Source organism: Pseudomonas sp. p106 (assembly GCF_003936645.1).
In the GTDB taxonomy this organism is placed as follows: domain Bacteria; phylum Pseudomonadota; class Gammaproteobacteria; order Pseudomonadales; family Pseudomonadaceae; genus Aquipseudomonas; species Aquipseudomonas putida_E.
Window position 1 is genome coordinate 273,832 of record NZ_RHQR01000005.1, and the last position, 23,813, is coordinate 297,644.

The 23,813-nt window shown below is 62.5% G+C and carries 17 protein-coding genes and 1 pseudogene; 14 read left to right on the top strand and 4 right to left on the bottom strand.

Translation table 11 applies throughout. The features are described 5' to 3' along the window. Positions 1 to 133 precede the first annotated feature (133 nt). The 3 genes from EGJ09_RS09135 to EGJ09_RS09145 all read left to right on the top strand — a co-directional run bounded on the left by EGJ09_RS09135 (position 134) and on the right by EGJ09_RS09145 (position 4,360). Positions 134 to 2,584: a glycogen/starch/alpha-glucan phosphorylase gene (locus tag EGJ09_RS09135; RefSeq protein ID WP_125923656.1), complete on the top strand. Its 2,451-nt coding sequence runs from the start codon at positions 134 to 136 to the stop codon at positions 2,582 to 2,584. Positions 2,585 to 2,749: 165 nt separating this feature from the next. After that, the gene (locus EGJ09_RS09140; protein WP_012312365.1) at positions 2,750 to 3,760 is read left to right on the top strand and encodes a class 1 fructose-bisphosphatase; all 1,011 of its coding nucleotides are present in this window, start codon (positions 2,750 to 2,752) and stop codon (positions 3,758 to 3,760) included. Between the two features lie 3 nt (positions 3,761 to 3,763). After that, complete coding sequence (locus tag EGJ09_RS09145) at positions 3,764 to 4,360, top strand: DUF924 family protein (protein WP_012312366.1); 597 nt, start codon at positions 3,764 to 3,766, stop codon at positions 4,358 to 4,360. Between the two features lie 35 nt (positions 4,361 to 4,395). On the opposite strand, the gene EGJ09_RS09150 is transcribed toward EGJ09_RS09145, so the two are convergent. Then, positions 4,396 to 5,226, bottom strand: a complete 831-nt coding sequence (locus tag EGJ09_RS09150) for a methyl-accepting chemotaxis protein (RefSeq protein WP_371928073.1) — start codon at positions 5,224 to 5,226, stop codon at positions 4,396 to 4,398. Positions 5,227 to 5,250: 24 nt separating this feature from the next. Beyond that, a pseudogene (locus EGJ09_RS27005) lies at positions 5,251 to 5,478 on the bottom strand (HAMP domain-containing protein); the annotation flags it as partial. 289 nt (positions 5,479 to 5,767) lie between these two features. Here EGJ09_RS27005 and bamE point away from each other — a divergent pair. Both bamE and EGJ09_RS09160 read left to right on the top strand, forming a co-directional pair. Next, a complete protein-coding gene (gene bamE, locus EGJ09_RS09155; RefSeq protein ID WP_012312368.1) occupies positions 5,768 to 6,022 on the top strand; it encodes an outer membrane protein assembly factor BamE in 255 nt (84 codons plus the stop codon). After that, entirely contained in the window at positions 6,019 to 6,591 is a 573-nt protein-coding gene (locus EGJ09_RS09160) for a lipocalin family protein (RefSeq protein WP_115273394.1), read from the top strand. Before bamE ends, EGJ09_RS09160 begins: the two co-directional genes overlap by 4 nt. A gap of 34 nt (positions 6,592 to 6,625) precedes the next feature. Here EGJ09_RS09160 and EGJ09_RS09165 read toward each other — a convergent pair whose 3' ends face one another. Then, positions 6,626 to 7,990, bottom strand: a complete 1,365-nt coding sequence (locus EGJ09_RS09165; protein ID WP_125923657.1) for a formimidoylglutamate deiminase — start codon at positions 7,988 to 7,990, stop codon at positions 6,626 to 6,628. Positions 7,991 to 8,133: 143 nt separating this feature from the next. Between EGJ09_RS09165 and hutC the strand changes: the two genes are divergently transcribed. The 7 genes from hutC to hutG all read left to right on the top strand — a co-directional run bounded on the left by hutC (position 8,134) and on the right by hutG (position 16,446). After that, positions 8,134 to 8,844: a histidine utilization repressor gene (hutC, locus tag EGJ09_RS09170; RefSeq protein WP_174141112.1), complete on the top strand. Its 711-nt coding sequence runs from the start codon at positions 8,134 to 8,136 to the stop codon at positions 8,842 to 8,844. After that, the gene (locus EGJ09_RS09175) at positions 8,841 to 9,413 is read left to right on the top strand and encodes a HutD family protein (RefSeq protein ID WP_046784999.1); all 573 of its coding nucleotides are present in this window, start codon (positions 8,841 to 8,843) and stop codon (positions 9,411 to 9,413) included. The genes hutC and EGJ09_RS09175 overlap by 4 nt, the downstream gene beginning before the upstream one ends. 253 nt (positions 9,414 to 9,666) lie before the next feature. After that, positions 9,667 to 11,340, top strand: coding sequence for a urocanate hydratase (gene hutU / locus EGJ09_RS09180; protein ID WP_046785000.1), 1,674 nt, complete (start codon positions 9,667 to 9,669; stop codon positions 11,338 to 11,340). Between the two features lie 69 nt (positions 11,341 to 11,409). After that, positions 11,410 to 12,942 carry a histidine ammonia-lyase gene (gene hutH, locus EGJ09_RS09185; protein ID WP_125923658.1) on the top strand — a complete coding sequence of 511 codons (1,533 nt, stop codon included), beginning with the start codon at positions 11,410 to 11,412 and terminating at the stop codon, positions 12,940 to 12,942. A gap of 65 nt (positions 12,943 to 13,007) precedes the next feature. Further along, on the top strand, positions 13,008 to 14,411 hold the full coding sequence (locus EGJ09_RS09190; protein WP_115273400.1) for an amino acid permease: 1,404 nt from the start codon (positions 13,008 to 13,010) through the stop codon (positions 14,409 to 14,411). A 15-nt stretch (positions 14,412 to 14,426) separates the two neighbouring features. Beyond that, positions 14,427 to 15,632: an imidazolonepropionase gene (gene hutI / locus EGJ09_RS09195; RefSeq protein ID WP_125923659.1), complete on the top strand. Its 1,206-nt coding sequence runs from the start codon at positions 14,427 to 14,429 to the stop codon at positions 15,630 to 15,632. 10 nt (positions 15,633 to 15,642) lie between these two features. Then, a complete protein-coding gene (gene hutG / locus EGJ09_RS09200; protein WP_125923666.1) occupies positions 15,643 to 16,446 on the top strand; it encodes an N-formylglutamate deformylase in 804 nt (267 codons plus the stop codon). A 54-nt stretch (positions 16,447 to 16,500) separates the two neighbouring features. On the opposite strand, the gene EGJ09_RS09205 is transcribed toward hutG, so the two are convergent. After that, positions 16,501 to 22,032 (bottom strand): dermonecrotic toxin domain-containing protein, encoded by a 5,532-nt coding sequence (locus tag EGJ09_RS09205; protein ID WP_256658420.1) that lies wholly within the window; start codon positions 22,030 to 22,032, stop codon positions 16,501 to 16,503. A gap of 203 nt (positions 22,033 to 22,235) precedes the next feature. Between EGJ09_RS09205 and pip the strand changes: the two genes are divergently transcribed. Further along, the gene (pip, locus tag EGJ09_RS09210) at positions 22,236 to 23,207 is read left to right on the top strand and encodes a prolyl aminopeptidase (protein ID WP_012312379.1); all 972 of its coding nucleotides are present in this window, start codon (positions 22,236 to 22,238) and stop codon (positions 23,205 to 23,207) included. After that, positions 23,204 to 23,641 carry a D-aminoacyl-tRNA deacylase gene (dtd, locus tag EGJ09_RS09215; RefSeq protein WP_012312380.1) on the top strand — a complete coding sequence of 146 codons (438 nt, stop codon included), beginning with the start codon at positions 23,204 to 23,206 and terminating at the stop codon, positions 23,639 to 23,641. The genes pip and dtd overlap by 4 nt, the downstream gene beginning before the upstream one ends. Positions 23,642 to 23,813: the final 172 nt, after the last annotated feature.

Consider the following 23,813-nt stretch of genomic DNA (forward strand, 5'->3'; position numbering starts at 1 on the left):
CAATTTGTGAACAACCTTTTGCCGGATTGGCCAAGCCGGCATGAAAACTGCGAACAGAGGCTGTCAGTCCCTGTCGAAGGGTCTAGTCTCAACACTCTCCCGCCGCTTTTGCCAATTTGCCCGAGGATGCCGCATGTCCCAGGAACCCAAAGCACGTGACGCCGAGGTGGCCGACTTTCGCGCCGCTGTACTGGACAAGCTGACCTACGCGGTCGGCAAAGACCCGGAGCACGCCTTTGACCACGACTGGTTCGAGGCCATTGCCCTGGCTGCCCGTGATCACATGGTCGATCACTGGATGGATCACACCCGTCAGGCCTACCGGCGCAGCCAGAAACGGGTCTATTACCTCTCTCTGGAATTTCTCATCGGGCGGCTGCTCTACGACAGCCTGAGCAACCTTGGCCTGCTGGACATCGCCCGTGATGCGTTGGAGGGGCTGGACGTGGACCTTGAGCGCATCCGGTTGCTGGAGCCGGACGCCGCATTGGGCAACGGTGGCCTGGGCCGCCTGGCTGCCTGTTTCATGGAGAGTATGTCGACGCTGGGCATCGCCGCCCACGGCTACGGCATCCGCTATGAGCACGGGCTGTTCCGCCAGGCCATGATCGACGGATGGCAGCAGGAACAGACCGAAAACTGGCTGGATTTCGGCAACCCTTGGGAGTTCGAGCGCGCCGAGGTGATCTACCCGATCAGTTTCGGCGGCAGCGTCGAAACGGTGCAAGATACCCATGGTCAGCAACGTCAGGTGTGGTGGCCGGGCGAGACGGTACGGGCGGTCGCCTACGACACGCCGGTGGTCGGCTGGCGCGGCTCCAGTGTCAACACCTTGCGCCTGTGGCGCGCACGGGCGCTGGAAGAGCTGCACCTGGAGCGCTTCAATGCCGGTGACCACCTTGGCGCGGTGGCCGAAGTGGCTCGCGCCGAGAGCATCTCGCGTGTGCTGTACCCGGCCGACAGCACAGAAGCGGGGCAGGAATTGCGCCTGCGCCAAGAATACTTCTTCGTATCGGCGTCGCTGCAGGACCTGCTGCGACGCCACCTGAACATGCATAAGGACTTGCTCAACCTGCCAGATGCTGCGGCCATCCAGCTCAACGACACGCACCCGTCGATTGCCGTGGCCGAACTGATGCGGCTGTTGGTCGACCAGCATGAAATCCCGTGGGAAAAAGCCTGGGAGCTGACCGTCGGTACCCTGGCCTACACCAACCACACGCTGCTGCCAGAAGCGCTGGAGACGTGGCCGGTGGCCCTGATGGAGCGCATGCTGCCGCGGCACATGCAGATCATCTACCTGATCAATGCCTACCATATCGATGCCCTGCGCGCGAAAGGCCTGCATGACTTCGACGTGCTGCGGGCGGTGTCGCTGATCGAGGAAGACAACGGCCGCCGGGTGCGCATGGGCAACCTTGCGTTCCTCGGCTCGCACAGCGTCAACGGGGTATCGGCGCTGCACAGCAAGCTGATGAAAAGCACGGTGTTCTCCGAGTTGCACAAGCTCTACCCCGAGCGAATCAACAACAAGACCAACGGCATTACCTTCCGCCGCTGGCTGTACCAGTCCAACCCGCAGTTGACGGCGATGCTGGTGGATGCCTTGGGGCCAGAGTTGCTTGACGACCCGCAAGGGCGCCTGGCCAACCTGGTGCCGTTCGCCGACAAGGGCGGCTTCCTCAAGCAGTTCGCCGCGCAGCGCCTGCACAGCAAGCGCGCGTTGGCCAGCATCATCCAGGAGCGGGTGGGCGTTACGGTCAACCCTGAGGCGCTGTTCGATGTGCAGGTCAAGCGCATCCACGAGTATAAGCGCCAGCTGCTCAATCTGCTGCACACCGTGGCGCTGTACCAGGCCATCCGTAACGACCCGGGCACCAACTGGGTGCCGCGGGTGAAGATCTTTGCCGGCAAGGCCGCAGCCAGCTACCACCAGGCCAAGCTGATCATCAAGCTGGCCAATGACATCGCCCGGGTGGTCAACAACGACCCTACCGTGCGCGGCCTGCTAAAGGTGGTGTTCCTGCCCAACTACAACGTCAGCCTGGCCGAGAGCATCATCCCGGCGGCGGACCTGTCGGAGCAGATTTCCACGGCCGGCTACGAGGCGTCGGGCACCAGCAACATGAAGTTCGGGCTCAATGGTGCACTCACCATTGGTACCCTCGATGGCGCCAACGTCGAGATGTGCGAACAGGTGGGTGCCGACAACATGTTCATTTTCGGCCTGACCGCGCAGCAGGTGGAGGCGCGCAAGCGTGACGGTGATTTTGGTGCCGTGGCCGCGATAGCCGCCTCCCACCGCTTGAACGATGTGCTGCAGGCGATCCGCAGTGGCGTGTTCTCCCCCGATGATCCGTCGCGCTATGCCGGGCTGATCGACGGGCTGGTGGCTTACGACCGCTTCCTGGTCTGTGCCGACTTCGATGCTTACTGGGATGCCCAGCGGCGGGTGGAGGAGTTGTGGCATACGCCGCAGGCGTGGTGGCGGATGGCGGTGCTCAACACCGCGCGAATGGGGTGGTTCTCTTCGGACCGGACCATTCGCGAGTATGCGACCGAGATCTGGAAGGTGCTGGATTGAGGCTTGGGGCCGCACAGCGGCCCCACCTGACCATCGGCCTGGTGAGCGCTGAACTACCGACCTGTTGTGCCGTCTGACTGCCCAGGCGTGTCTCTTTACTCGCTAGCATTGAACTCTCCCTGTAAACTGCGGGGGTTTTTCTCCCCCATCCTTTCGGAGCCATACATGTCCCGCGTTACCTTGAGTCGCTATCTGATTGAGCAGACCCGCAGCAACAATACCCCTGCCGATCTGCGCTTCCTGATCGAAGTGGTGGCGCGTGCGTGCAAGGAAATCAGCCATCACGTGTCCAAGGGCGCCCTTGGCGGCGTGCTGGGCAGCATGGGCACTGAAAACGTGCAGGGCGAAGTGCAGAAGAAGCTCGACGTGATTTCCAACGATATCCTGCTCGAGGCCAACGAGTGGGGCGGCCACCTGGCCGGCATGGCGTCCGAGGAAATGGACAACGCCTACCAGATCCCGGGCCGATACCCCAAAGGTGCCTACCTGCTGGTCTTCGACCCGCTGGACGGCTCGTCGAACATCGACGTCAACGTTTCGGTCGGCACCATCTTCTCGGTACTGCGTTGCCCTAACGAATACCTGAGCCAGAACGAAACCCTGAACGAAAACGCCTTCCTGCAGCCAGGTACCGAGCAGGTCGCCGCCGGTTATGCCATCTATGGCCCGCAGACCATGCTGATCCTGACCCTGGGCAACGGCGTCAAGGGCTTCACCCTGGACCGTGAGCTGGGCAGCTTCGTGCTGACCCACGAAAACATCCAGGTCCCGGCAACCACCGCCGAGTTCGCCATCAACATGTCCAACCAGCGCCACTGGGAAGCCCCGGTCCAGCGCTACGTGGGCGAGCTGCTGGCCGGTGAGACCGGGCCGCTGAAAAAGAACTACAACATGCGCTGGATCGCCTCGATGGTGGCCGACGTGCACCGTATCCTGACCCGTGGCGGTCTGTTCATGTACCCGCGCGACGCCCGCGAGCCGAGCAAGCCGGGCAAGCTGCGCTTGATGTACGAAGCCAACCCGATGTCGTTCATCATCGAGCAGGCCGGCGGCGCTTCTACCAACGGTTACGAACGCATCCTCGACATCAAGCCAGAGAGCCTGCACCAGCGTGTATCGGTGATTCTCGGCTCGAAGGAAGAGGTCGAGCGCGTCACCGCCTATCACAAGGAGTAAATCATGCTCGCACCTTGGCAGCCGTTGCTGGAGTGGTGGTTCGGTTGGGGCACCAGTCCCCAGGCCGTGGCTGACGAGAAGAGCACGCTGTGGTTCGGCAAGCATCACGATGCCGAAGCCCAGGCGCTGTTTGGCGAGCTCGTCGAGCATGCCCTGGCGGGTGGGCTCGAGGAGTGGCAGCAAAGCCCTCAGGGCTGGCTCGGCCTGTTGATACTGCTGGACCAGCTACCGCGCATGATCTACCGCGACACGCCGCGCGCTTTCGAGGGCGACCGGCGTGCCCAGGTGGTGGCAATGCAGGGGCTGCAGAAAGGCTGGGATTACCAGCTGCTGCCGATCCAGCGGGTATTCGTGCTGCTGGTGCTGGAGCATGCCGAGGTGCTGGACTGGCAGAACCTGTGCGTTGAGCGGTACCAGGTGCTGCTGGATGAGCAGCCCGAGGCCAACCGTCGGTTGTTCGAAGGGTTCCTCGACTATGCCGAGCAGCACCAGCGGGTGATTGCCCGGTTCGGGCGCTTCCCGCATCGCAATCTGTTGCTGGAGCGGCCGAGCACCAGTGAAGAGATGGACTTTTTGCTGGAGCCTGGCTCCAGGTTTTGAGTGATGAATGGGGCCGCAAAGCGGCCCCGTTCGTTTCAGATCCTGAAACTCCCTACCAGATGCTTCAACCGTTCGACCTGGTGTTCAAGGTCGGTGCAGGCACGCAAGGTGCTCTGCAGGTTCTGCACCCCTTCCTGGTTCAGCGTATTGATCTCGGTGATGTCGACATTGATCGACTCGACCACCGCCGTCTGCTCCTCGGTAGCGGTAGCCACTGACTGGTTCATGCCATCGATTTCGCCAATACGCTGGGTCACGCTGCCCAGGCGCTCACCGGCCTGGTTGGCAATCCCGACGCTCTGGTCGCTGTGCTCACGGCTCTGGTTCATGGTGCTGACGGCCATCTGGGCACCGGCCTGCAATTCCTCGATCAGGCGCTGGACCTGCTGCGCCGACTCCTGAGTGCGGTGCGCCAGGTTGCGGACTTCGTCGGCGACCACGGCAAAACCACGGCCGGCTTGACCGGCACGGGCCGCCTCGATCGCGGCATTCAGGGCCAGCAGGTTGGTCTGCTGGGAAATGCCGCTGATCACATCGAGAATCTGGCCGATGTTGGCGGTGTGGGCATTGAGCGTTTCGATGTTGCCGCATGAATCGCTGATGCGCGCCGACAGCTGGTTCATCACATCGATGGTGCGCCCGACCACCTGCTGGCCGTCTTCGGCCAGGCCGCGTGCCTCACTGGAGTGTTGCGAAGCCAGCGCTGCGTTCTGGGCGATCTCCTGGGCTGCGGCACCCAGCTGGTTGATGGCCGCGGCCACGCTGTTGGTGCGGCTGGACTGCTGGTCGGCGTTGTAGATCGAGGCATTCGAGGCGCTCACCACCTGCGTGGCCACCGCATTGACTTGGCCAGTGGCCGAGGCCACTTCGCGGATCGATTCGTGAATACGCTCGACGAAACGGTTGAACGACTGGCCAAGGCTGCCGAACTCGTCCTGCGCGTGGATGGCCACGCGCCGGGTCAGGTCACCTTCGCCTTCGGCAATGTCATGCATGGCGCGACCCATCAGGTGCAAGGGCTCCATCAATACGCGGATCAGCAGGCCGAGCAGGGCGATGATGACCAGTATCGCGATCAGCGTCGCGACGATGGCCGAGGTACGCAGCTCGCTGAGCATGGCGAATGCCGCGTCCTGGTCGACCACAAGGGCCACGTACCAGTCCGCTGAGGGCACGCCGTCGACGTGGGTGAAACTGATGAACTGCTTGCGCCCATCCAGCTCGACTTCCTTGAGGCCGCTGCTGATGTGCGGCGTGTTGCCTGGGTAGACATCCGCCAAGGGCTTGAGCGCCTGCCGACCAACGGTGTAGAACGAAAAAGGCCTGTCAGGGAACCAGGGACCGTTTTTCCCGTCGAAGGTCCCTGCAGGCCTCTCGCCTGCATCCACCTTTCAGGAGTGTTCCTTCATGTCGTTGCGTTCCCTCGCCCTGTTGTCCCTGTGCGTCATCCTGACTGCGTGCAGCAAGATCAATCAGGAAAACTATTCCAAGCTCAAGGCCGGCATGAACAAGGCCGAGGTCGAGCAACTGCTCGGCACACCCACCGAGTGCTCCGGCGCACTGGGCATGAGCAGCTGTACCTGGGGGGACGAAAAGAGCTTCATCAGCGTGCAGTATGCGGCTGACAAAGTACTGATGTATTCAGGGCAGGGCCTCAAATGACGCGTCTGCACCTGCTGCTGGGGTTGTGCCTGGTGATGCTGCTGGGTGGCTGCGCCACGTCGGCCAACGACCCGTTGGCACCCAAGACCGCCGGCGATATCGACCTCAAGCGCTACCAGGGCAAATGGTACGAGCTGGCGCGCTTGCCCATGCCTTACCAGAGCGAATGCGCCCAGTCCGAGGCGCATTACAACCTCAAGCCTGATGGTTCGTACGGGGTGCTGAGCCGCTGCCGCACCATGGGTGACGAATGGCTGCGCGCCGAGGGGCATGCCAACATCCAGCAGCCGGGGCATACCGACAGGTTGTGGGTGGAGTTCGATAACTGGTTCACCCGCCTGGTACCGGGCCTGACCAAGGGGGAGTACTGGATCCTGTACGTGGACGACCGCTACCGCACGGCCATTGTCGGCAGCCCCGACCGCAAGTACCTGTGGATACTGTCGCGTACGCCGACCCTGCCGGCGTGGGAGCGCGAGAGCCTGCTGGCCAAGGCACGTCAACAGGGCTACGACACCAGCCGCTTGATCTGGCGCATGGCGGACAAGCAGATCGTGCAGATGCATTGAGGCCTTAGGGGGCCGCTTTGCGGCCCTTTTGTCGTCAGCCCAATAACTGTCGCAACACCTCGACATACGCCCGAGCGCTTTCCTCTTCTTGCCCGTGGCGCCCCTGGCGCACCACCCACTGCCCGTTGACCATCACATCGCGTACCTGGCGGTCGCTCCCGGCAAACAGCCAGCGGTTGAGAATTGCATCTTCGTCGGCCGTGGCGATATACGGGTCTTGCCCATCCAGCACCAGCCAGTCGGCACGTTTGCCCACGGCCAGCTCACCCACGGGCTGCCCCAATGCCTGAGCCCCACCCATCAGTGCCGCGTCATACAGGGTGCGGCCAACCATCGGCTGATCTTCGCGATAAAGCCGGTTGCGCCGCTGGTCACGAAGGCGCTGGCCATATTCGAGCCAACGCAGCTCTTCGACCACGCTCAGCGATACATGGCTGTCAGAGCCGATACCCATCCGGCCACCCTGGCTCAGGTAGTCCACTGCCGGGAAAATCCCGTCACCCAGGTTGGCTTCGGTGGTCAGGCACAAACCGGCCACCGCGCCACTGCCGGCCATGGCCGCCACTTCGTCAGCCTGCGCGTGGGTGGCATGCACCAGGCACCAGCGCGCATCCACCTGCACATGCTCATACAGCCACTGCAACGGGCGCAGGCCGCTCCAGGCCAGGCAGTCGTCCACTTCCTTCTGTTGCTCGGCGATATGAATATGGATCGGACATTGCTGATTGCCCGCTGCCAATACCTGGGCAATCTGCGCCGGCGTGACCGCCCGCAGCGAGTGGAAGCACAAGCCCAGCTGCTGCGCGGGTTGTGCAGCGATTGTCGCAGCGAGTTGCGCGTGCAATTGCAGGTACTGCTCGGTGGAATTGATGAAGCGCCGCTGCCCCTCGCTGGGCGGCTGGCCACCGAAGCCGGCATGGCTGTACAGCACCGGCAGCAGGGTCAGGCCGATACCGCTGCTGGCCGCCGCCGCGCTGATGCGGCGGGACAGTTCGGCTGGGTCGGCATAGGCCTTGCCCGCCTGGTCATGGTGCACGTAGTGGAACTCGGCCACCGAGGTGTAACCGGCCTTGAGCATCTCGATGTACAGCTGGCGGGCGATGACCTGCAGTTGCTCCGGGGTGATCTTGCCGACCAGGCGATACATCAGTTCGCGCCAGGTCCAGAAACTGTCGTTGGGGTTGCCCGCCACTTCTGCCAGGCCGGCCATTGCGCGTTGAAAGGCATGCGAGTGCAGGTTGGGCATGCCGGGCAGAAGTGGCCCGGCCAGCCGTTCGGCGCCGTCGGCCGAAGCGCCGGACTCGATGTGGGTCATTGTGCCATCGCTGGCGACCTCGATTCGGACATCGCTGGCCCAACCATCGGGCAGCAGGGCGCATTCGGCGAAGTAGGCGGACATCTGTGAAATCCTGTTATGGCTGACTTGTATATACATATACAGTTGTTTGCCTGCCGGGTAAACTGCGGCAAGCTACCGCCCATTCAATCGCACAAGGATCCAACGCCGTGCCGACACCTCCTGTCTCCGCGCTGGTTGCCCAGATGGGCGAGGGCCCGGCGCCGCTGTACGCGCGGGTCAAACAGATGATCATCCAGCAGATCGACAACGGCAGCTGGCCGCCCCATCACCGGGTCCCTTCGGAGAGCGAACTGGTCAGCCAGCTGGGATTCAGCCGCATGACCATCAACCGCGCCCTGCGTGAGCTCACTGCCGAAGGCCTGCTGGTGCGCATGCAGGGGGTAGGGACATTCGTGGCCGAACCCAAGAGCCGCTCGGCGTTGTTCGAAGTCAACAACATCGCCGACGAGATTGCCGCGCGTGGCCACCAGCATAGCTGCCAGGTGATCACCCTTGCTGAAGAAGCGGCCGGTTCCGAGCGCGCTTTGGCACTGGACATGCGCGAAGGCCAGCGGGTGTTCCATTCGCTTATCGTGCATTACGAAAACGGCATCCCGGTGCAAATCGAGGACCGCTACGTCAACGCGGCGATCGCGCCCGACTACCTCAAGCAGGATTTCACTCGGCAGACGCCTTACGCCTACTTGTCCCAGGTCGCACCGCTGACCGAGGGTGAGCACGTGGTCGAGGCGATCCTGGCCGAGCCCCACGAGTGCCAACTGCTGCAGATCGAGCGGGGCGAGCCTTGCCTGCTGATTCGCCGCCGTACCTGGTCCGGTCGCCAGCCGGTGACGGCCGCGCGGTTGATCCACCCCGGCTCCCGTCATCGCCTGGAAGGACGTTTCAGCAAATGAACCCGTTGCAGTTGTTGCGTGCGCAGGACTACCCGCGGATGCCGTGGAAGAACGGCGGCGGCTTCACCGAGGAAATCACCCGCGACAGTGGCGAGGGCCTGGAGGGGTTCGGCTGGCGCCTGTCGATTGCGGATATCGAAGCGTCTGGTGGTTTCTCGATGTTTGCGGGCTACCAGCGGATCATCACGGTCTTGCAGGGGGATGGCATGCGCCTGCTGGTCGACGGGCAGGCCAGCCGGCCGCTGTTACCGTTCGACGCCTTCGCTTTCGCTGGCGAGAGCCAGGTCAGTTGCAAGCTGCTGGGTGAGAGGATTCGTGATTTCAACCTGATCTACTCGCCGCAGCGCTATCGCGCGCGCTTGCAGTGGTTCGATGGTACCAGCCGGTTGTTCAGTTCGGCGTCGACTGTGCTGCTGTTTTCGGGCAGTAACCAGGTTGAGGTGCAGTTGGCCGGGCATGGTTTGGAGCGGTTGGGCTTGTATGACTGCCTGCGGCTCGAGGGGAACGACACGCTGCTGGAGTTGCAGGTTCAGGGGCGGTTCTGCCTGATCGAGCTGATTCCAACCTGAGCTGGCTGAGGCTGCTGTGCAGCCCTTTCGCGACACAAGGCCGCTCCGGAAACCGCGCCCGTCTGGGCAAACGCGATCTGTGTAGGAGCGGCCTTGTGTCGCGAAAGGGCCGCGCAGCGGCCCCGGTTTTCTCCAGGCTGTTCAAAAGCGCTCCCACTATTTTGGTTGTCCATGCTTGTACATACAAGTAAAGGTGTGTTTGTATATCCAACACGACACACCTGCCCGCGGACGACCGCAGAGGACCCTTCCCGTGACCGACAACAATAAATACCGTGACGTTGAAATCCGTGCCCCACGTGGCAACACGCTGACCGCCAAAAGCTGGCTGACCGAAGCGCCACTGCGCATGCTGATGAACAACCTCGACCCGCAGGTCGCAGAAAACCCCAAGGAACTGGTGGTTTACGGTGGTATCGGTCGCGCCGCCCGCAACTGGGCCTGCTACGACAAGATCGTCGAAACCCTGACCCGCCTGGAAGATGACGAAACCCTGCTGGTGCAGTCGGGCAAACCGGTCGGGGTATTCAAAACCCACAGCAACGCTCCACGCGTTCTGATCGCCAACTCCAACCTGGTGCCGCACTGGGCCAACTGGGAACACTTCAACGAACTGGACGCCAAGGGCCTGGCCATGTACGGCCAGATGACCGCCGGCAGCTGGATCTACATCGGCAGCCAAGGCATCGTCCAAGGCACCTATGAAACCTTCGTCGAGGCCGGCCGCCAGCACTACGGTGGCAGCCTCAAAGGCAAGTGGGTACTGACTGCAGGCCTTGGCGGCATGGGCGGCGCCCAGCCCCTGGCCGCGACCTTGGCCGGCGCCTGCTCGCTGAACATCGAATGCCAGCAGAGCCGTATCGATTTCCGCCTCCAAACCCGCTACGTCGACGAGCAGGCCAAAGACCTCGATGACGCCCTGGCGCGCATCGCCAAGTACACCGCCGAAGGCAAGGCCATCTCCATTGCCCTGCATGGCAACGCCGCAGAAGTCCTGCCGGAGCTGGTCAAGCGTGGCGTGCGCCCGGACATGGTCACCGACCAGACCAGCGCCCACGACCCGCTCAACGGCTACCTGCCGGCCGGCTGGACCTGGGAGCAGTACCGTGACCGCGCGCAGACCGAGCCGGCTGCCGTGGTCAAGGCTGCCAAGCAGTCCATGGCCGTGCACGTACAAGCCATGCTCGACTTCCAGAAGCAGGGCATTCCGACCTTCGACTACGGTAACAACATCCGCCAGATGGCCAAGGAAGAGGGCGTAGCCAACGCGTTCGATTTCCCAGGCTTCGTACCGGCATACATCCGCCCGCTGTTCTGCCGCGGTGTGGGGCCGTTCCGCTGGGCTGCGCTGTCCGGCGAAGCCGAGGATATCTACAAGACCGATGCCAAGGTCAAGGAACTGATCCCCGACGACGCCCACTTGCACCGCTGGCTGGACATGGCCCGTGAGCGCATCAGCTTCCAGGGCCTGCCAGCGCGCATCTGCTGGGTTGGCCTGGGCCTTCGCGCCAAGCTGGGCCTGGCCTTCAACGAAATGGTACGCAGCGGCGAGCTGTCGGCGCCGATCGTCATCGGCCGTGACCACCTGGACTCAGGCTCCGTATCGAGCCCCAACCGTGAAACCGAATCGATGCGTGACGGTTCTGACGCCGTCTCCGACTGGCCGTTGCTCAACGCCCTGCTCAACACTGCCAGCGGCGCTACCTGGGTTTCGCTGCATCACGGTGGTGGGGTAGGCATGGGCTTCTCGCAGCACTCGGGCATGGTCATCGTCTGCGATGGTACCGATGAAGCCGCCGCACGCATCGCCCGCGTGCTGACCAACGACCCGGGCACCGGTGTCATGCGCCACGCCGACGCCGGCTACGACATCGCCGTGGACTGCGCCAAGGAACAAGGCCTCGACCTGCCAATGATCACAGGCTGATCGCTGCACTTTGACCGATACTGAACAACAAGAAAGGGCCTGCGGGCCCTGACAGAATGGAGTAGCGAAGTGACCGAACTGACCCTCAAGCCTGGCACCCTGACCCTGGCCCAGCTGCGCGCAATCCACGCCGCACCCGTGCGCCTGCGCCTGGACGCCAGCGCTGATCAGCCGATCAACGACAGCGTCGCCTGCGTCGAACAGATCCTTGCCGAAGACCGCACGGCCTACGGTATCAACACCGGCTTCGGCCTGCTGGCTTCGACCCGTATTGCCAGCCATGACCTGGAAAACCTGCAGCGCTCGCTGGTGCTGTCCCACGCCGCCGGTATCGGAGCGCCGCTGGACGACGACCTGGTGCGGCTGATCATGGTGCTCAAGATCAACAGCCTCAGCCGTGGTTTCTCCGGCATCCGGCGCAAAGTGATCGATGCGCTGATCGCCTTGGTCAACGCCGAAGTCTATCCGCATATACCGCTTAAAGGCTCTGTCGGCGCCTCCGGCGACCTGGCACCGCTGGCGCACATGTCGCTGGTGCTGCTCGGCGAAGGCAAGGCACGGTACAAGGGCCAGTGGCTGTCGGCCACTGAAGCCCTGGCCGTCGCTGGCCTGGAGCCACTGACCCTGGCCGCCAAAGAGGGCCTGGCGCTGCTCAATGGCACCCAGGCGTCCTCGGCTTACGCCTTGCGCGGCCTGTTCTACGCCGAAGACCTGTACGCCGCCGCCATCGCCTGCGGTGGTCTGACCGTGGAAGCGGCACTGGGCTCGCGTTCGCCATTCGATGCACGGGTGCATGCCGTGCGTGGCCAGCGGGGCCAGATCGATACCGCCGCCTGTTTCCGCGACCTGCTGGGTGATACCAGCGAGATTTCCCAATCGCACAAGAACTGCGACAAGGTTCAGGACCCGTACTCGCTGCGTTGCCAGCCGCAGGTCATGGGCGCCTGCCTCACCCAGTTGCGCCAGGCCGCCGAAGTGCTCGGCATCGAGGCCAACGCGGTGTCGGACAACCCGCTGGTGTTCGCTGCCGAGGGCGATGTGATCTCGGGTGGCAACTTCCACGCAGAGCCTGTAGCCATGGCCGCTGACAACCTGGCCCTGGCCATCGCCGAAATCGGTTCGCTGAGCGAGCGCCGCATTTCGCTGATGATGGATAAGCACATGTCGCAGCTGCCGCCGTTCCTGGTGGAAAACGGTGGGGTCAACTCCGGCTTCATGATCGCTCAGGTCACGGCTGCGGCCCTGGCCAGCGAGAACAAGGCCCTGTCGCACCCCCACAGCGTCGACAGCCTGCCCACCTCGGCCAACCAGGAAGACCACGTGTCGATGGCCCCAGCTGCGGGCAAGCGCCTGTGGGAAATGGCCGAGAACACCCGCGGCGTGCTGGCCATCGAATGGCTGGGCGCCTGCCAGGGGCTGGATCTGCGCAAGGGGCTCAAGACCTCGGCCAAGCTGGAGCAGGCGCGCCAGGCGCTGCGCAGCGAAGTGCCGCACTACGACCGTGACCGTTTCTTTGCGCCGGATATCGAAAAGGCCGTCGAGCTGTTGGCCAAGGGCAGCCTGACCGGCCTGCTGCCGGCAGGCGTTCTGCCCAGCCTGTGATGCCTTTGGGGCCGCCATGCGGCCCATTCGATCTCACGACCACAAAAACAAGATCAGGACGTGACATGCAACAAGCTCAAGGTCTCAAGCGTGGGCTATCGGCCCGCCACATCCGTTTCATGGCGCTCGGTTCCGCAATCGGTACCGGGCTTTTCTACGGTTCGGCCTCTGCCATCCAGATGGCCGGGCCGGCCGTGCTGCTGGCCTACCTGATTGGCGGCGCAGCCGTGTTCATGGTCATGCGCGCCCTCGGCGAGATGGCCGTGCACAACCCGGTCGCCGGCTCCTTCGGCCATTACGCCACCACCTACCTCGGCCCCATGGCCGGCTTCATCCTCGGTTGGACCTACGCCTTCGAAATGGTCATCGTCGCCATCGCCGATGTCACCGCCTTTGGTATCTACATGGGCTTCTGGTTTCCTGAAGTGGCCCGCTGGATCTGGGTGCTGGGCATCGTCTTCCTGATCGGTGGCCTGAACCTGTGCAACGTCAAGGTGTTCGGCGAGATGGAGTTCTGGCTGTCGCTGCTCAAGGTCGGTGCCATCGTCGCGATGATCCTTGCCGGCCTTGGCATCATGGCTTTCGGCTTAAGCCAGGTTGGCACCGGGCATGCGGTCGGTTTGAGTAACCTGGTCGAGCACGGCGGCTTCATGCCCAATGGCGTCGGCGGCTTGATCGCGTCCTTCGCGGTGGTCATGTTCGCCTTCGGCGGCATCGAAATCATCGGCGTCACTGCCGGTGAGGCCAAGGACCCGCAACGGGTCATCCCCAGGGCCATCAATGCCGTGCCGTTGCGTATCCTGCTGTTCTACGTACTGACCCTGTTCGTGCTGATGTGCCTTTACCCGTGGCCGCAGATCGGCAGCGAAGGTAGCCCCTTCGTGCAGATATTCAGCAACCTGGGCATCGGATCGGCGGCGGCAGTGCTCAACGTCGTGGTGATTTCCGCTGCGGTTTCTGCCATCAACAGTGACATCTTCGGCGCGGGTCGCATGATGTACGGCCTGGCCCAGCAAGGCCATGCGCCACGCGGCTTCAGCCAGCTGTCCAGGCACGGAGTGCCGTGGATGACCGTGGTGGTGATGGGGGCTGCGCTGTTGATTGGCGTGGTGCTCAACTACCTGATCCCCGAGAACGTGTTTCTGCTGATCGCGTCCATCGCCACGTTCGCCACCGTGTGGGTGTGGTTGATGATCCTGGTTACCCAGGTTGCCATGCGCCGCAGCATGAGCCGCGAGGAAGCGGCTCGGCTCAAGTTCCCGGTACCGTTCTGGCCCTACGGCCCGGCCATGGCCATTGCGTTCATGGTGTTCATCTTTGGCGTGCTCGGTTACTTCCCCGATACACAGGCAGCGTTGCTTGTCGGTGTGATCTGGGTGGTGTTCCTGGTTGCGTCCTACCTGTTGTGGTGCAAGCCGCGAGCAGGGCAGGGCGAGGTGGCCCAGGCAGCGGCCGAGCTGCATCGCTAGTTCAGGAGATTGCATATGAGAACCCTCTGGCAGCACTGCCATGTGGCAACCCTGGTGGACGGCCGTTACTCGATCATCGAGGACGCAGCGATCGTTACCAGCGGCGGCGTGATCGAATGGCTCGGCCCACGTAGCGAAATGCGGCCGGTCGAGGCGCAACGTACGGTTGACCTGGGCAATGCCTGGGTCACCCCCGGGCTGATCGACTGCCACACCCACGCCGTGTTCGGTGGCAACCGCAGTGGCGAGTTCGAGCAGCGCTTGCAGGGTGTGAGTTATGCCCAAATCGCTGCGCAAGGCGGGGGCATCGCCAGTACCGTGCGGGCCACCCGCGCGGCCAGCGAGGATGAGCTGTTCGCCAGTGCCCGCCAGCGGGTACAGGCGCTGATGCGCGATGGTGTAACCACAATCGAAATCAAGTCCGGCTACGGCCTGGACCTGGCCAACGAGCGCAAGATGCTCCGTGTGGCCAGGCGCCTGGCCGACGAATTGCCGGTTGCTGTGCGCGCTACCTGCCTGGCCGCCCACGCCTTGCCGCCGGAATATGCCGGTCGCGCCGACGACTACATTGCGCATATCTGCGACCAGATGCTGCCTGCACTCGCCGCCGAGGGGTTGGTGGACGCTGTGGACGCGTTTTGCGAGCACCTGGCGTTTTCCCCGGCGCAGGTCGAGCGGGTGTTCATCAAGGCCCGCGAACTGGGCCTGCCGGTCAAGCTGCACGCCGAGCAGCTCTCGTCGCTGCACGGCTCCAGCCTGGCAGCGCGCTACCAGGCGCTGTCGGCCGACCACCTGGAATTCATGACCGAGGAAGACGCCGTGGCCATGGCCGAGGCCGGCACTGTCGCCGTGCTGCTGCCCGGCGCGTTCTACTTCCTGCGCGAAACCCAACTGCCTCCAATGGACGCCTTGCGCCGCCACGGCGTGAGGATTGCCCTTGCCAGCGACCTCAATCCTGGCACATCGCCAGGTCTGTCGCTGCGGCTGATGCTGAACATGGGGTGCACGCTGTTTCGCATGACGCCGGAAGAAGCCCTGGCTGGCGTTACCATCCATGCCGCCACGGCGCTGGGCATGGGCGACACCCATGGTTCGCTGGAGGTCGGCAAGGTGGCGGACTTTGTCGCCTGGCAGATCGAGCGCCCCGCCGACCTGGCCTATTGGCTGGGCGGCGACCTGCCCAAGCGCGTGGTGCGCAAAGGCCATGAAATATCCCACTGAGCGAGGCGAGATGGACAAGGTACTGAGCTTCCACCAGGGCCGTTTGCCCCTGCTGATCAGCATGCCCCATGCGGGGCTCAAGCTGACCCCGGCCGTGCGCGACGGCCTGGTCGACGAGGCGCGCAGCCTGCCGGACACCGACTGGCATATCCCGCGCCTCTACGATTTCGCCCATGAGCTGGGGGCCAGTGTGGTGGCGGCAGAGTATTCGCGCTTCGTCATCGACCTTAACCGGCCGGATGACGACACGCCTTTGTACGCAGGTGCAACCACGGGCCTGTATCCGTCGGTGTTGTTCGAAGGGCAGCCGCTGTTCAAGGAAGGCTGCGAGCCTTCTGCCAATGAGCGTAAGGTTTATCTCGAGCGAATCTGGCGGCCGTATCACCAGCTCATCGAGCACGAGCTGGCACGCTTGCGCAGCGAGTTCGGCTACGCACTGCTATGGGATGCCCACTCGATCCGCTCTTTCATCCCCCACCTGTTCGAAGGCAGCTTGCCAGACTTCAATCTGGGCACCTTCAATGGTGCCAGTTGTGCTCCGGCACTGGCCGAACGGTTGCAAAGCGCATGCGCACAAGCGCAAGGCTATAGCCATGTGCTCAATGGCCGCTTCAAGGGCGGGCACATCACCCGGCATTATGGCGACCCTGGCGGACATATCCATGCTGTGCAACTGGAGCTGGCGCAAAGTACCTACATGGAAGAGAGCATACCGTTCGATTATCGCGAAGATTTGGCACAACCGACGCAAGCCGTCCTGCACCAGCTTTTGACGGCCATGTTGGCGTGGGGGCGGGAGCACTATGCACAGTGACTGGCGAAGGCCTGGCCGGTTGGGAAGGCCCTCGCAGTTCGTTTCAGGGTGTGATCATTCGTGCCGGCCCTGCATACGGGTCAGTTCCTGAAGCAGCTCCAGCTCTTGATGGTCTTTGTCGTTTTGCAGGTTTTGCTGCAATACCAGCTCCTCCGTCAGCGGCAGGTCGAGCGCAGCCAGTTCGAGCACGTGCTCGCCAAAGCGTTGCTCTATCTCGGCAAACTGGCCGGGATATTCAGCGCGCAATCGGCGGGTCCAGTCATCGTTTGCCAGCATGTACTGGATGAACGCATCACTGTTTTCCTTTTGCCTGACGCGTTCCAGAACACTGGAAATCTCGCCCGGTGCCAGCATGGCCGCGCCGCGAAAACGCATACTGTCAGCAATCGGCAGGTCCAGCTCCCGGGCCAGCTCCCGGCGGTAAGCCAGGCGTACCGAGACAAGGTCACCCTGGCCTGTCCGGCTGTTGGCCAGCAGTTCCAGCTGACCGATCCGGTACAGTTGAAGCAGGCGCCGATAAAAGGCCGGCAAGGAATCGCCCGCGTCAGTGAGGATGCGGTTCGACATCAGGTAAAGCTCGATATTGTTGAACTCCTGCAGCGCGCCATCGTGGCAGGTCTGTGAGCCGGTCACCGGGTCGGGCAGGGCCGCCGCGGCGATGCTGCTCATGGTTGGCAGCTCATGCTCATGGGTTGCCGCTATCACCAGCATCATGCGCACGCGCTCGCAGAATGCGGCTTGCGAGGTAGGGTCGAGGTAGGGCGCCGCATTGCGCAAGCGGCCAGCGAGGGCCAGCAGGTTATGGCCCCCTTCGAGGGTCTGCAGCCTTTGCCAGCAGTCGCTCAGTGCTTCGTTCTGCGCTTCGTTGCCAAGCGCCCAATCCTCCAGCCTTGGTGAGTCGTCGCCAGCGAAGGGCACTGGGAAGTGAGGATGATCGAGCAGTGAACCCTCATCAGAAGATTCAAGCAGGACAAGGTTATCGGGGATGTCGAGGGCGAAGGAGAGGCTGTGCTGACTGTCAGAGAACGTGCGCACTCGTTGGATCGTATCCTCTGACAGAGGGTTGTCGAACATCGAAATCGACGAGATCGGCATCGGGTTGTGGATGTTTTCCAGAATATGGTCGGGCAGCTCCGAGATATGGTTGGAACTCAAATCCAACAATTCCAATGGCAGCAGGGCATCGCACCAGGCTGGCCAGGCGTGCAGGTTCATGTTGGTCAGGCTCAGTGATGTCAGGTTCGACGAGAGGTTTGCTGGTATCCGGGTAATGGCACCGACCTGGTTACCCGACAGATCCAGCGACGAAAGTTGCGGCAAACGGCTGAAGGTTTCGATCATGGCCTGGTCGATCTCCAGGCCCATGCTGCGAAATTCCAGATGCGCGAGCCGCTGCAACCGTGCCAGGGCCGATGGCAGCGATGGCATTGGCGCTAAGTGCGCTTCGAGGGTCAGCCGGGTGATATTGGGGAAGCGGCCCAGCAATTCGTCGAGCTGAGCGGTTGAGCCGCTGACGCGCGTCAGCGTCAAGGCGGTTACGCGCTCACCGAAGAAGCCCGGCAGCCGTCTCGGGAAGTGCTCAAGCGCCACATCTTCAAGCTGCAGCCTAAGGTATTGCAGGCCCTGCTCCTGCCTGGACCAGAACTCGGTGATCGCCACTTCGATGCGTTGCCTGTCTTCAAGCACCGCTTGGGTCAGCGGGGCATTGGAGCTTGAGGCTTGCGCCCAGCCCTCGATCGCCTCGCGCAGTTGTTGGCGCTCATTCTGGATCCGCTCGAGTCGTTGGGTCAGTTCAGGCGGGTGATCCACATTGACCTGCACATTCATCCGGCTCTCGCTCAGTAGCAGGCGCTGCAGATGGCTTTCATTGATGTCGTTACCCTCCAGCGAAATACTCGATGGACGTTGGATCGCTTCTGCTTCGTTGAACAGGAACGAGGGCAGCGACCGGAGGTTGTTGTTACGCAGCGAGAGGTGAGCAATTCGCTCCAGGGCGTCGCTGCCCAGCCCGATAGGCCATTGATGCAGTTGCATGGTGTTCAGGCCGAGGTAGTCCAGAGAAAGCTCATGGAAGCTGGGGCTTTCGCGCTGGGCGAAGCGATTGCCGCTCAGGTCCAGGTGCCTGAGCTGAGGCATCTGGGCCAGTTGGCTCAAGTCATTGGAGGTGAGTGCGACGTTCTGGTTGATGAACCTCAGTGCTCGCAACCCAGGCAAGTGTTCGGTGATCGTAGGGATGCTGAAAATGAAAGAGGACGGTGTAGCGGTGGGGTCGTAGGCTCGGCTGATCTCCAAAGATTCAAGTTGCGGCACCTGCCTGAGCAGGCGTTGCAGCAGGCGTTCGTTCTGCGCCCAACCGGCGAGGGTGCCTGATGGCAGGTCGTAAATCCGCAACCTGCGAATGTTTGAGGTGAAGAACGCCGGCAGCGTCATGGGGATATCGGCCAGGGGCACGTGCTCCAGGCTCAACTCGTTGGTGTGGCTGTCACCCTCGATCAATGCCGTGTCGTACCAGTGCTGCATGATTGCTTGCCGCAGGGCGCTGTATTGCTGCGCTGCCTGATCGGACTCTGACGAAATGCCCTCGTTCCAGTCGTCCAGCCGGCTTTGCATCTCCAGGCGTTGATCCACCAGTTGCTCCAGCCGTCCAAGCACTTGCTGCGGGTTGCGTCCATTGCGGGCGATGATCATCAGAATCTGATCCGCCGATCTGGGTGTGTGTTCGGTGAGCCCTGTTGCGTTGACGGCATCAAGCAAGATATGGCGGCTGATACCTGGCGCTGTCGGCAGGCCACCACTCAAGGGATACCCAATGCGCCCGTCGGCGAGCCGCATGGGGGAGCGGTAACCTGGCCGCACAGGTCGCATGCCCAGCACCTGCCTGAGTGAGGCACGTGACAACAGTGGGCCTTCCTGCAACCGCAGGCGCAAGTTAGCCCCTTTTACAATGCCCAGTTGGGCCATTGCCTGGGGCAGCGCTGAATATAGAGCCGTACACAGATCGCCATGTACGGTGACCGGGGTTTGCTCCCCTGCCTCGGCGTGGACGATATACCCTGCCTCAGCGCTGGTAATGACCCTGAAATGCCGTGCATCCGTTGGCCCCACGTTTTCGCGATGAGCAGGCCAGAAACGGTGCTGGCGAAGCTCGAGCCTGATCTCACTTGGCCAGCCAGGCAGCTGTTCGAGTGAGTGCATGATCAGCCGATCGGTGTCGCCGTTACGAACGCTGCTCAGGAATAACCCTTCATAGGCCCGGGCGAGGCGTACCTGCTGCTGGAAGACGCGTATCTCTTCATTCAGGCGCATAGGCAGCTTGCCCGTGCCGAGTGCCGCAAGTTCGGCGCTGGCGGCGTTGCGTAACAACTCATCGGTGATTGCTGCGGGCAGGTTCGGATATACCCGCTGAGTGACTGCCGCGCCGGTAGCCTGGCTTGCTGGCAGGCGCGCGTAGGCACGTTCGAGCTCAGCGGGCCATTGGCTCCTGTCAGGCAACTGGCGGACGGCCTGGTCCAGCCTGAATCGGGCCAAGGTGTCTTCAAGCAGGGCAGGCAGCCTCAGGTTCTCGGTCAGGGCATGGCGCAGAACGTCTTCATGTACGTCGCAGACACGCAGTATCTGCAAGGCTGTTTCTTCTGAGAATTGCCGGCCCGCAAGGCCCATGCGTTGCACCAGGGTGGTTATTGGCCATTGCAGAGGGTGCTCCAGCGGCAACAACCAGGCGCCGGCGCCGTTATGGCGAAGCGCTGGCTCATGTGCCACAGGCCTGGACGGGTGCACGAGGCGGTACTCGCCAGTTTGCGCGGCTGGCCTGACGATGTACTGGTTACCCTGCAGGACAAGCCAGCGCTTGCCTTGATAGTGAAGCAGGCCGTGTTCATCGGGCTCCAGGTTTACGGGCAGCACCTGGGGGCTGCGGTACGGCGTCAGGTCGGGCTTCCACAGGCGAGCCTCGCCATCGGGCAATTCGACATTTTCCAGCTCTTCGATAAAGGAGGGTGTTTCCACGGGAATACGTTCCACCTCCTGTTCCACTGCCGGTGCACCTCCAGCACCTTCCCCTTGGTTCTTCAATGCCTTGGCTGCGGCAGAGAGCGCCACCATGAGCGCCACGTTCTCGACAACATCGACCAGATACCCGTAGGCCGTCTCGCGTTCGTCGTTGTTCCACGCTTCGATTCCTTCATAGACTTCACAGGCCAGCTGCGTCAGGCATATAGCCATCATGACCTCGCCCAGGCCCGGCACGAAAAAGCCTGCGATGTTCAAGCCCGTCAGTACCCTGCCGGCAATCAACTGTCGGTGGGCGAAGGCGGCACGTCGGTCGACGATCTCTGTCGGTACAGCGTGGAAAAGCACATCTTTTTCGTGGCGCTCGGCTTTCTGGAAGGCCATGACACCCTGAAATGCATGACGGAACGGCTGGGCGAGCGGGTACAGCGTTGCATGCGGATCCGGCACCCGCTCATGCAGGCCGCGCACACTCCAGCCGATGGGGGTCAGGCGGTTCTTGAGGCGGGCGGTCACCGAGGCCTTGTCGCGGTCGGCAACATGCCTGTCCAGGTAAGCGATGTTCGCCCGTAGCCGACTGCTCAGATCGGCCTGCAAGGCTTTCAGGGAGGGGAATTCCTTGAGCGGTGCCTCGCTGTCATCAGGTATGTAGAGCGCCACGGTGTCTTGAGCCGATGTCCGCAAGGTGATGAGCGCAACACCGGTGAGTTCGGTTTCCCAGAGTGTGAGCAGGCTGAAGGCTACCGCTGGTCTTGCCGATTCGGCTGGCAGTTGGTCGAGGGGGGTGGCAAGGGCGGTGGTGTACAGCACCTCGCTTATGTCGCCCTTGAGGCGGGCGAAATGCAGGGATTGCCTAAATGCCGAGACCTCGGCGCGGCCCAAGGCTTGATACACGTTCAGCGCAGCTTCATCGGCGCTCAGCTGTGCTGTGGCTTCGGGATAGTAGATGGCGTGAACCTTGTCGTGGTATTTGCGGCCCAGGTCCAGCTCACGGCACAGCTCGGCAAACGCCTCGGCTGTGATGTCCAGGGTGTTGGTGATGGGCACCGTGCCCATGAAACGTCGGTGATCGAGGATGACGGATTTCTTCAGTGGCCCGCCATCGGCATCCATCCCACCCTCGACTGCGGCTGCAGCATCGAAGTTGTGCAGGGCGCAGTGCAGCAGCGAGCGGGTGGCGCGGTCGATGGCCTGACGGCTGTCGATGGCATTGACCATGTCGATAAGGCGTGCATCCATCAGGTAGCAGTTGTCCACATCGACAGTCAGGCCAAACCGCTCGGTGATTGCGTCTGTCAGTTGCTGCCTGGCGTAGCTCTGCAGGTCGGGAAGTGCTTCAAACAGCCTGCGCACCTGTGCCGCGTGGTCGCGGTGGCGCGCATGCTCGTCACGCCAGGCTTTGGCGATGTCCGGCATTTGCAGGATTGCCGTGGCCAGCCAGGCGGGGGCCTGCTTCCAGTTGCGCATTGGGCGCAGGGTGTCAGGGGAAGCTGTTTTCAGCCAGGCAGGGATTTTTTGCTCGATGGTGGCGTATGGGGTATCTGGCGAGGTGTGGGGCTTGCCGGTTGGGCTAGGCATGGTGAGGTCCATTGCGGGAAACGGGGCAAAGGACTATGGAGAGTGGCCAAGCGTCGGTGGGGTAGATAAATCTGGCGTGGTGTCAGCGCAGCGGCAGAGGCATGGCAGGCTTGTGCGGGAGAGATGTCTTCTGACACATGCTCAAAGCGCAATTCAGGTTTATGATGCCCAACGGCAGACTAAATCCTCACACGGAGTGCGCAATGCAGACCCTCTACCCGCAGATCAAACCCTACGCCCGGCACGATCTGGCCGTGGAAGCGCCGCATGTGCTGTATGTCGATGAAAGCGGCTCGCCTGAAGGTCTGCCGGTGGTGTTCATTCACGGTGGCCCGGGCGCGGGTTGCGATGCCCAGAGCCGTTGCTATTTCGACCCCAACCTGTACCGCATCATCACGTTCGATCAGCGCGGTTGCGGCCGTTCCACCCCGCACGCAAGCCTGGAGAACAACACCACCTGGCACCTGGTCGAGGATCTGGAGCGCATTCGCGAGCACCTGGGCATCGACAAGTGGGTGCTATTCGGCGGCTCCTGGGGCTCGACCCTGGCCCTGGCTTATGCCCAGACCCACCCCGAGCGGGTTCACGGCCTGATCCTGCGCGGCATCTTCCTGTGCCGCCCGCAAGAGATCGAGTGGTTCTATCAGGAGGGCGCCAGCCGCCTGTTCCCCGATTACTGGCAGGACTACATCGCGCCGATTCCGCCGGATGAGCGTAATGACCTGGTCAAGGCATTCCACAAGCGCCTGACCGGCAACGATCAGATCGCCCAGATGCATGCCGCCAAGGCCTGGTCCACCTGGGAGGGCCGCACTGCCACCCTGCGCCCCAATCCGCTAGTGATCGACCGCTTCTCCGAGCCGCAGCGGGCCTTGTCCATCGCCCGCATCGAATGCCACTACTTCATGAACAACGCGTTCCTTGCACCCGACCAGTTGATCCGCGACATGCCCAAGATCGCCCACCTGCCGGCCGTGATCGTGCATGGCCGCTATGATGTGATCTGCCCGCTGGATAACGCCTGGGCGTTGCACCAGGCATGGCCCAACAGTGAGCTGAAGGTGATCCGCGACGCGGGCCATGCGGCGTCCGAGCCTGGGATCACCGATGCGCTGGTACGGGCAGCCGATCAGATGGCCCGTCGCCTGCTCGATTTGCCGCTGGAAGAAGCATGAAGGGGCTGCTGCAGCGTGTACGCGGCGCGCGGGTAGAGGTGGCGGGTGAAATTGTCGGCGCCATCGACCAAGGCTTGTTGGTGCTGGTGGCGGTAGAGCCTGAAGATACCCGTGAACAGGCCGATAAGCTGTTGCACAAGTTGCTCAACTACCGCGTTTTCAGCGATGAGCAGGGCAAGATGAACCTATCCCTCAAGGATGTGGGCGGCGGTTTGCTGCTGGTGTCCCAGTTCACCTTGGCTGCGGACACCCGCAGTGGCATGCGTCCGAGCTTTTCGACGGCTGCGCCGCCAGCGCTCGGTGCCGAACTGTTCGACTATCTTTTGCAGCAAGCCCAGGGCCAGCATGCAGATGTGGCAAGCGGCCGATTCGGTGCTGACATGCAGGTGCACCTGGTCAATGATGGCCCTGTGACTTTTCTGTTACAAATATGAAGGAAAAAACGGCCTTGGTTGCGCGAAACAAGGTGTTTTGTACGATAAATAGTTGATCCAGCCTGATGCGTTGTAACGCATCCTGCTGGATAATCGCGCGCTGTTAGGGCCTGCGTTCGCAGGTTCGTTTTACTCTGACTCGAGCATTGTCTGGAACCGTTTGGGGAATCAT

Bases quoted from the DNA above. Each gene is read 5' to 3' on its own strand.
- EGJ09_RS09165 (WP_125923657.1), bottom strand. From the start codon at position 7,990: ATGTCCGCCTACTTCGCCGAATGCGCCCTGCTGCCCGATGGTTGGGCC.
- EGJ09_RS09160 (WP_115273394.1), top strand. From the start codon at position 6,019: ATGACGCGTCTGCACCTGCTGCTGGGGTTGTGCCTGGTGATGCTGCTG.
- EGJ09_RS09175 (WP_046784999.1), top strand. From the start codon at position 8,841: ATGAACCCGTTGCAGTTGTTGCGTGCGCAGGACTACCCGCGGATGCCG.
- EGJ09_RS09140 (WP_012312365.1), top strand. From the start codon at position 2,750: ATGTCCCGCGTTACCTTGAGTCGCTATCTGATTGAGCAGACCCGCAGC.
- hutG (WP_125923666.1), top strand. From the start codon at position 15,643: ATGGACAAGGTACTGAGCTTCCACCAGGGCCGTTTGCCCCTGCTGATC.
- EGJ09_RS09205 (WP_256658420.1), bottom strand. From the start codon at position 22,032: ATGCCTAGCCCAACCGGCAAGCCCCACACCTCGCCAGATACCCCATAC.
- EGJ09_RS09145 (WP_012312366.1), top strand. From the start codon at position 3,764: ATGCTCGCACCTTGGCAGCCGTTGCTGGAGTGGTGGTTCGGTTGGGGC.
- EGJ09_RS09135 (WP_125923656.1), top strand. From the start codon at position 134: ATGTCCCAGGAACCCAAAGCACGTGACGCCGAGGTGGCCGACTTTCGC.
- EGJ09_RS09190 (WP_115273400.1), top strand. From the start codon at position 13,008: ATGCAACAAGCTCAAGGTCTCAAGCGTGGGCTATCGGCCCGCCACATC.
- hutI (WP_125923659.1), top strand. From the start codon at position 14,427: ATGAGAACCCTCTGGCAGCACTGCCATGTGGCAACCCTGGTGGACGGC.
- hutC (WP_174141112.1), top strand. From the start codon at position 8,134: ATGGGCGAGGGCCCGGCGCCGCTGTACGCGCGGGTCAAACAGATGATC.
- bamE (WP_012312368.1), top strand. From the start codon at position 5,768: ATGTCGTTGCGTTCCCTCGCCCTGTTGTCCCTGTGCGTCATCCTGACT.
- pip (WP_012312379.1), top strand. From the start codon at position 22,236: ATGCAGACCCTCTACCCGCAGATCAAACCCTACGCCCGGCACGATCTG.
- dtd (WP_012312380.1), top strand. From the start codon at position 23,204: ATGAAGGGGCTGCTGCAGCGTGTACGCGGCGCGCGGGTAGAGGTGGCG.